The following is a 6,896-nucleotide window of genomic DNA, read 5'->3' as shown; positions in this document are numbered from 1 at the left end:
TTATATATATAAGAGCGGGCTTAAATTTTAAAATTTAGAGTTTAAAATAGGAGGAATTTTAGCGGCTCTACGCCGCTAAAATTTAAAGATTTTCGAATGGGTTTGTGACCACGTCTTTGCGATCGACGATGTAAGGTATAAGGGCTGCCTGGCGCGCACGCTTGATAGCCTTTTCTACCATCTCTTGGTATTTTTTACTGGTGCCGGTTAAGCGACGCGGCATAATCTTAAAGCGCTCGCTTAGGCAGTGCTTTAGCAGCGCCGTGTCCTTATAATCGATAAATTCGATCTTTGCCTCCGTAAATTTGCAATACTTCCTAGTATATTTTCTCTTATCTGCCATGATTTTTCCTTAATTAAAATGGGATCGTGTCGTTGCCGTCATCGTATTTATCGGCATCGACGTCGACTTCCGGAATCGTGCTTTCGTAACTCTGTTCTTTTTGTTTAGGCGCGTTGTAATCGTTTTTTGCGCCTCTAGAATTTGAGTTTTGTCTGTTAGCATAGCTATTTCCGCCGCCGTAATTACTGTAGCTAGAATTTCCTCCGCCGTAGCCGCCGGAGCTTCCGCCATAATTACCGCCCTCGTAATTACCGCCTTGATTATAGCCGCCGCTTCCACCTTGATTGCTTCCTAGCATCTCCATCGTATCTACGCTAATGGAGTGCTTGCTTCGGTTCTGTCCGTTCTGATCCTGCCACTGATCTAGCTTTAAGCGGCCTTCGATCAAAATTTTACTGCCTTTTCGCAAGTATTGATTTGCGATCTCGGCCGTACGACCGAAAAAATCTATGTCTATAAAGCACGTCTCTTCGCGTTTCTCGCCGTTTGAGCTATTATATCTGCGTGTGACGGCGATGCCGGTTTTACCTACGGCGGTGCCCGTTTGCAGATATCTAAGCTCGATATCTCGGGTCAAATTACCTACCAAAACTACTTTATTAAACATATTTTATCCTTTATTCGCCCTCTTTGGCTGCTTCTTCAGGCTCTTTTGGCTCTACCGGCGCTTTTGGCTCGCGCTCTTTTTTGGCGGGGCTTAGTTTGATGCCTTTGCTTAGCTTGTCCCAAGCGGAAATTTCGCGCTTAGTCTCATATTTGACGGTCAAAAATCTAATGATATCTTCGGTGATGCGCAGATTTCTAACAAGTTCGGAGATTAAGCTCGGCTCGGCTTTAAAATAGATTACAAAATAAACTCCGCGCTCATATTTATCGATCTTATAGGCTAGCTTTCTAGCGCCCATTTCGATTACGGAAGCGATCTCTCCGCCATTTTTGGTTATGATTTCTTTGACGAAATCGACTTTTGTTTTAACTTCATCGTCGGTAAGCGTGGGCTTAACGATGAATAAAACCTCGTAGTTTCTCATAAATTCTCCTTATGGATTTTAGCTCGCAAACAGCGTCTGCGGGCAAGGATTTTGCAAAAAATGCAAAGGGATATTACTAAAATTTCACTTAATATTTGCTTTTTGTCCGAGCGAACTTAGCAGCATGCGCTGTAGCTTTAAAAACGAAGCGAGTAAAAGCTCGTCCTTCGCTACGTTCTTTTCGCTTTTGAGTTCAAATTCCAAATCGTTTAAGTGAGCGAAAATTTTATAAAACGTCTGCGTAGAAAAGCTAGTGGCGTAGCGCTGCATCTGTGCGGCCACGGAAGGGGGCGGCTGATAGCCTAAAACCGCCTTAAAATCAAATCTGCCGTTTATTTTCACGTAAGTATGCAGGCGAAAAATTCTATAAATCAGGCGGTAGAAATAATTTATCAGCTCCATCTCGTTGTATCCGCCGCCCAGAGCCATTTTGTAAAAATCTACGCGAAAGTCGCAAAGGCCGAAAATTTTATCAAAAAGCTCGTCGTAGCTTACTTCGCTAAGGCCATAAACCATCAAATTTACATTTTGCAGGTTAAGCTCAAGCCCCAGACTTGCAAATTTCTCTATCTCGCTCGCGCTTAGGCTCAGGCTTTCGTTGTGGATGGCGTAAATCCTACTAAGCGCGGCGGTGTTTGCAAAAAGCCCGCACATCTCGCATTTTTGCGCAAGCAGCGCTATGGCTTCGTTTACGCCCGAGGGTTTGAAAAACCTCACTTCGTTTCGTTCAAATTCCTTGATAAAATCCGCGCTCACCGAAATTTCGCTATCATTTAGCTCGTAGATTAGATGGTTATTCGCGTCCGCCTTGCACAGCGCGATGAGCCTTCGCAGCTCCTCTTTCTTGATGAGCGAGGCGGTTTTGATGTGAAGCGTGTTGCTGCCGCCAAAAAGCGAGGGCTCCAAGAAGCTTCGCGCCTGCTCAAAATCATACTCTAAAAAATACAAACTCAAAAAATTATCGGCTGCGTAAATTTGCTTCAATCGCTGCGCGTAAAGCTCGTTTGAAAAATCGTCTCCGCCGCGTAAAAGCACGAAATTCAGCACCCTTCCGCTTGCGATAAGCCCGTCAAATTCTTTTCTATACATCAAATCTTCTTTACCACCCTGCCTAAGATCACTCCGCTAGCGATATTTGCGTCCGTAAGCTCGACTAGCACGGGCGTTAAAATGTCGCCGGCGAAATTTGAAACTAAAATTTTAGCCCCCTTTAGCTTGTCGTCGAGCTTTGCAGTGACGGAATTTCCGTTTTCATCGATATAGCAGCGGAATTTTTTACCCAAGCGTTCCGCGGCCCAGCGCGCAAATTTTCGGTCCATAAAATCAAACGCGACCTTGTCCGCCTCGCGCTCCAGCTCATTTAGCCGCGCGCACGTCGCATCGATGTTTAAAAGCAGGTAATTATAAAATTTCTCATCCCCCCTCATCTGCGCCTTTAGCAAGCGGTGCAAAATGAGATCGGAATAGCGCCTGATCGGGCTTGTGAAGTGCGTGTAGTTATCAAATCCGAGCCCGAAATGCCCGCGCGATTCGGACGCGTACTCAGCGCGTTTTTGAGCCTTGATGATGAGCTTATCGACCTCCTCGCGGATCCCCATGGCATCGGCTTGCGCTTGGATTTCGCCGATCATCTTAGCAAGGTTGCTCTGATACGGCGCGTCGATGCCAAACAGCGCCAGATCGTCAAGCAGCGCGTAAATTTTTTTAAGCTCCGCCGAGCCGTGATTTCTAAAAATGCCCCGCTCGATACGCGCCGCAGCGGCTTTGTTGGCTAGCAGCATACAATCCTCGATGAGTTTGTGCGACGGAGTGTCGGTCTCAAAGCGAGTGGAGCTTATTAGGCCGTGCCCATCAAGCGTGATACGAAGCTCCTTGGTGCGGAAATCAAATCCGCGCTTTAGCCTTGCACGGCGCAGTCGCTCGCAAATTTCATTAAGCGGCAAGAGCCAGCTTAAAATTTCAGGCTCGGCTGCTTTTTCGGTACGTAAAATTTCATCGACCTCGTCGTAATTGTAGCGGCGCTTTGATCTTATGATCGCTTCGAAAAGCTCCTCTTTTTGCGGGTTTAAATTTTCATCCAAAGCGATCTTAAAAACAAAGGCTAGCCTCGGCAGATGCGGCATCAACGAGCAGATGTTTTCGCTAAGCTCGCGCGGTAGCATCGGTACGGATCTGTGCGGGAAATAGATCGAAAAGCCGCGAAATTTCGCCTCCTTATCGATCGGCGAGTATTCGCTTACATATTCGCTCACATCGGCGATCGCGACGTAAAGCGTGCGCTCTTTTACGTCAAAATAGATCGCGTCGTCGAAGTCCTTGGCGTCGATGGGATCGATGGTGCAAAAGGGCAGATGCTGCAAATCTACACGCTGCGGATACAGCGCCTCGTCCACTTCGCTGCCGAAGCTCGCGGCTTGCTGCTTGCACGCTTCGTTAAATTCGTCGTTTTTATCGTAGATCGCTAAAGAAATTTTCTCATCGACGAAGGGATCAGCTAAGTTTCCGATCACCTCGGTAATTTCGTTCGTTAAATTATCGATCTTTAAAAGGGTATTCGGCGGCAGTTGCTTTAGCGATTTTTGCGTGGCTTTGAGCGGATTTGCGAGGCCGGTTTTGACGTTCACGCCTAAAATTTCGCGCCCGAAGCTTTTGGTATAAACCACGCTCGTTAAAAACGTGGGCTTGACGCACATCAACACCTTTGCGTGCAGGCGGGACTTTCTTGAGCTTAAAATTTTTGCTAGGATCAGATCGCCCAGATGCACGCCGCTTAAATATCTGTTTTCGATGATGAGATCTGCCTTGAAGCGGTCGTCGAAGCTTTGCAGATAGCCCGTGCCGTCGCGCGCGATGTCGAGCCTGCCAAAAACATAGCCGTCATTTAGATAGAGCTTGCCCTTGTGTACGCTGATGGCACCGATATTTAGGAGGTTGCGCACGAGCTCTTTTTGCTCGCCGCTAAGATCCTTTTCAAATACGCCCGAGTTAAAGGCGCGCAGGAACTCTCTCATATCGAAATTTCGCCTTTAGCCTCTAAAAACGCCTCTTGCTCGAAGCCGAACTCGACTAGTAAATTTAAAGCGTTGTCGATGCTAAGCTCGTCGAAGTGGTGGTAGATATTGACCGCGGTTTTGGCGATCTTTAGCATCGCGTAGCGGGATTTGTTCTCAAAAGGCGCGTCATCCGGGGCGTTTGAATACAGCGCGTCCTGTGCGATCTGCTCTAACCCGAAATGCGCAAATAGCGCGTGCGAGACGCTTTCGCGGTTCGTGCCGCTAAATTCCATCTCTACATCGGTAAAATCCTGCGGAAAGATCGAGCCTTTGATGGCGTGGTAAAATTCCTCCGCCTTGCCCGCCGCACACACCTGCTCGTCGATAAAAACCCGCCCGAACTCCACTAAAATCACGCTTGAGAGTATGTTTTGCTCGATCTGCGGGTAGGATTTGATCCACGAAAACATAAGCAGATTTCGCAGCAGCGAGACCTGCGTGAGCTTTTCGCGATCGATGCGATACGCCTGCAGGCTCGGCTTTAGCATCGCGTCGAATACGGCGAATAGAAAAAACGCCCGCATCTGCTCGCGCCCGTAAAGCTCAAACGCTCGCTGCAAATTTAGCGTCTTTAGCGCTGTGTCGCCCTGCTCCTGCTTCGCCGGCTGCTCTCGCCCCTGATCTTGCGCCTTTCCCCATTCTTGCCCCTGTTTTTGTTGCTGCGCTTGCCCCCGCTCTTGTATCGGCTCTAGTCCATGTGCTCGTTCAGCTTGCGCGGAAATGCTCGAACCTAGCGTGCAATTAACCCTCGCGGCGACGTGCTGATTTTGCCACTGCGTATCGCTTGCTGATTGAGATGGGTTAAATTTAAAATTCTCGTCGCTGCAATTCGCGCCGTTTGCGTCATTTGGATGATTAAATTTGAGACTATCGCCCTGCCCTGTTAAGTCTGCGCCTTTTTTCTCGCTCGAGGTGCACTCGTTTTGCCGCCACTCGTCTGCGGCGTCTTGCAAGCCGCATCCTATGGGCTCCGTACTTTGGAGATCGCACCGCTCATCCGCGGCACCGAAATTTTGCCTCGCGAGCTCTTCGGCGCTAAATTTAGACAAACCACAAAAGGCTAAATCTAAAATTTTATCCACGAGGGGAGCGTTTTTTGAAATTTGCAGAGCGAGCCTGACATCCGAAACATCCGCGCCAAACGATGCTAAAATTTTTAAAATTTCATCGCTAAAGCCCGCAAGCGCGCCTATTTTTTGGGTTATAAATTTATTCATTTTAAAAAGCCGTTCAATATAAATTTCGCACAATCATATCAAATTTTAACTCAAATTGCAAAGCAAAACACCGCCGTTGCGTCCAAATTCCACCTCGGCTCACGAGGCTTTTAAGCGCTTTTTTTATGCCAAAAAAGCAGATCAACCCACCCCTTTGTCGCGGCAGCAAAACCAAAATTTCAAGCGCTGTTTTATAAAATTTTAATCCCCTTTCGTATAGAATGCATCGAAATTCCGTTTATAAAGAGCTTGATTAAAACAGAAGTTTGAAGAGCCAAAAAGACTTAAAAACCGAAAATAACTTTAAGATACTCAAGCTAGTTTTTAAAATTTCATATAAATTCAAGCAGATGAATTTATATGAAATTTAATGACGAGCTAAGATATAGAGCAATAAAATATTGCTACTAAAAAAGTTCTTTGGGCTTTACAAATTTGCATATGTATTTTTATAGGGGTTAGATATGCGCAGTATAGTATTTCTTTTCATAATACCCGCTTTTTTTACCATAAGCTTTTTTGTCGCCTTAATCGCCCCTAAAGGCAAACGCAAACTGCTTTGGCTTTTTGTTTGGTTTATGGTGTTTTTCGGGGATATTGTCGTACTTAAAGCAATTATGGCCTATTATGATTTTAAATATGCCAAGATAAACGTCTATGAAAAGCCCGCCATACACGCTTACTATGCCGGAGAAAGAGAAATAGTCGAATGGAATATAAGCGGTTTTCCTTTGATAGATCCAATCAATTGGCTAAATTTCCCTGCAAATACGACCGATGCGAATTTCATATCTTTGATAAACGGCTACGTAAATTTCATAGATTATAAAGAAAAAAGCGAAAATCCTGTCACAAACGGTAAATATTTTAGAATTTATCTGGATGACTATACCGCACAAGAGTGCTTTTTATCAGCCAAGTTAAGCACAAGAGGCTTTTTAAAGAGTATCCCGATAACGTATGAAGAATTAAATATATTTTTTAATCAACTGCAACCAAATCATGAAAGCGAGGATAAAATAATCAGAGAGATAAAATCGTTACTTGATGATAGAAATGCCTCGACGATAGATATAAAACCGTCTAAAATATTAAGCTACATAAAATACAATATGAAAGATCTCAAGCAAATTTACAAAGACAAATGCGTAGCTCGTAAAGAAATCAATGAAGATGAGATAGCCGATATAGAGTTGGTATTGGAAAAAGAAAATAGGATGACGGACTGGCGCATAGAGCCGGCACCAAATAT

At 45.4% G+C, this 6,896-nt stretch carries 7 protein-coding genes; 1 reads left to right on the top strand and 6 read right to left on the bottom strand.

From position 1 onward, the window contains the following. Positions 1–82: 82 nt before the first annotated feature. The 6 genes from rpsR to Q0605_RS07810 form a co-directional block, all read right to left on the bottom strand. Positions 83–343, bottom strand: coding sequence for a 30S ribosomal protein S18 (gene rpsR / locus Q0605_RS07835; protein WP_291937950.1), 261 nt, complete (start codon positions 341–343; stop codon positions 83–85). A gap of 13 nt (positions 344–356) precedes the next feature. Next, positions 357–950, bottom strand: a complete 594-nt coding sequence (locus tag Q0605_RS07830) for a single-stranded DNA-binding protein (protein WP_298705837.1) — start codon at positions 948–950, stop codon at positions 357–359. Between the two features lie 10 nt (positions 951–960). Further along, entirely contained in the window at positions 961–1,374 is a 414-nt protein-coding gene (gene rpsF / locus Q0605_RS07825) for a 30S ribosomal protein S6 (protein ID WP_005873267.1), read from the bottom strand. An 84-nt stretch (positions 1,375–1,458) separates the two neighbouring features. Next, on the bottom strand, positions 1,459–2,463 hold the full coding sequence (locus Q0605_RS07820) for a DNA polymerase III subunit delta (protein WP_298705834.1): 1,005 nt from the start codon (positions 2,461–2,463) through the stop codon (positions 1,459–1,461). Next, complete coding sequence (locus Q0605_RS07815) at positions 2,463–4,385, bottom strand: ribonuclease R family protein (RefSeq protein ID WP_298705831.1); 1,923 nt, start codon at positions 4,383–4,385, stop codon at positions 2,463–2,465. The genes Q0605_RS07820 and Q0605_RS07815 overlap by 1 nt, the downstream gene beginning before the upstream one ends. After that, the gene (locus Q0605_RS07810) at positions 4,382–5,644 is read right to left on the bottom strand and encodes a hypothetical protein (RefSeq protein WP_298705828.1); all 1,263 of its coding nucleotides are present in this window, start codon (positions 5,642–5,644) and stop codon (positions 4,382–4,384) included. Before Q0605_RS07810 ends, Q0605_RS07815 begins: the two co-directional genes overlap by 4 nt. A gap of 464 nt (positions 5,645–6,108) precedes the next feature. Here Q0605_RS07810 and Q0605_RS07805 point away from each other — a divergent pair. Beyond that, the coding region (locus Q0605_RS07805; protein WP_298705825.1) for a hypothetical protein at positions 6,109–6,896 on the top strand (788 nt) is incomplete at its 3' end.

The organism is uncultured Campylobacter sp. (genome assembly GCF_938017705.1).
Lineage (GTDB): Bacteria > Campylobacterota > Campylobacteria > Campylobacterales > Campylobacteraceae > Campylobacter_B.
The sequence above is the reverse complement of the archived record's forward strand: the minus strand, read 5'-3'. Positions and strand labels throughout refer to the sequence as shown.

Coding starts and splice junctions, on each gene's coding strand:
- rpsR (WP_291937950.1), bottom strand. CDS start 343: ATGGCAGATAAGAGAAAATATACTAGGAAGTATTGCAAATTTACGGAG.
- Q0605_RS07830 (WP_298705837.1), bottom strand. CDS start 950: ATGTTTAATAAAGTAGTTTTGGTAGGTAATTTGACCCGAGATATCGAG.
- rpsF (WP_005873267.1), bottom strand. CDS start 1,374: ATGAGAAACTACGAGGTTTTATTCATCGTTAAGCCCACGCTTACCGAC.
- Q0605_RS07820 (WP_298705834.1), bottom strand. CDS start 2,463: ATGTATAGAAAAGAATTTGACGGGCTTATCGCAAGCGGAAGGGTGCTG.
- Q0605_RS07815 (WP_298705831.1), bottom strand. CDS start 4,385: ATGAGAGAGTTCCTGCGCGCCTTTAACTCGGGCGTATTTGAAAAGGAT.
- Q0605_RS07810 (WP_298705828.1), bottom strand. CDS start 5,644: ATGAATAAATTTATAACCCAAAAAATAGGCGCGCTTGCGGGCTTTAGC.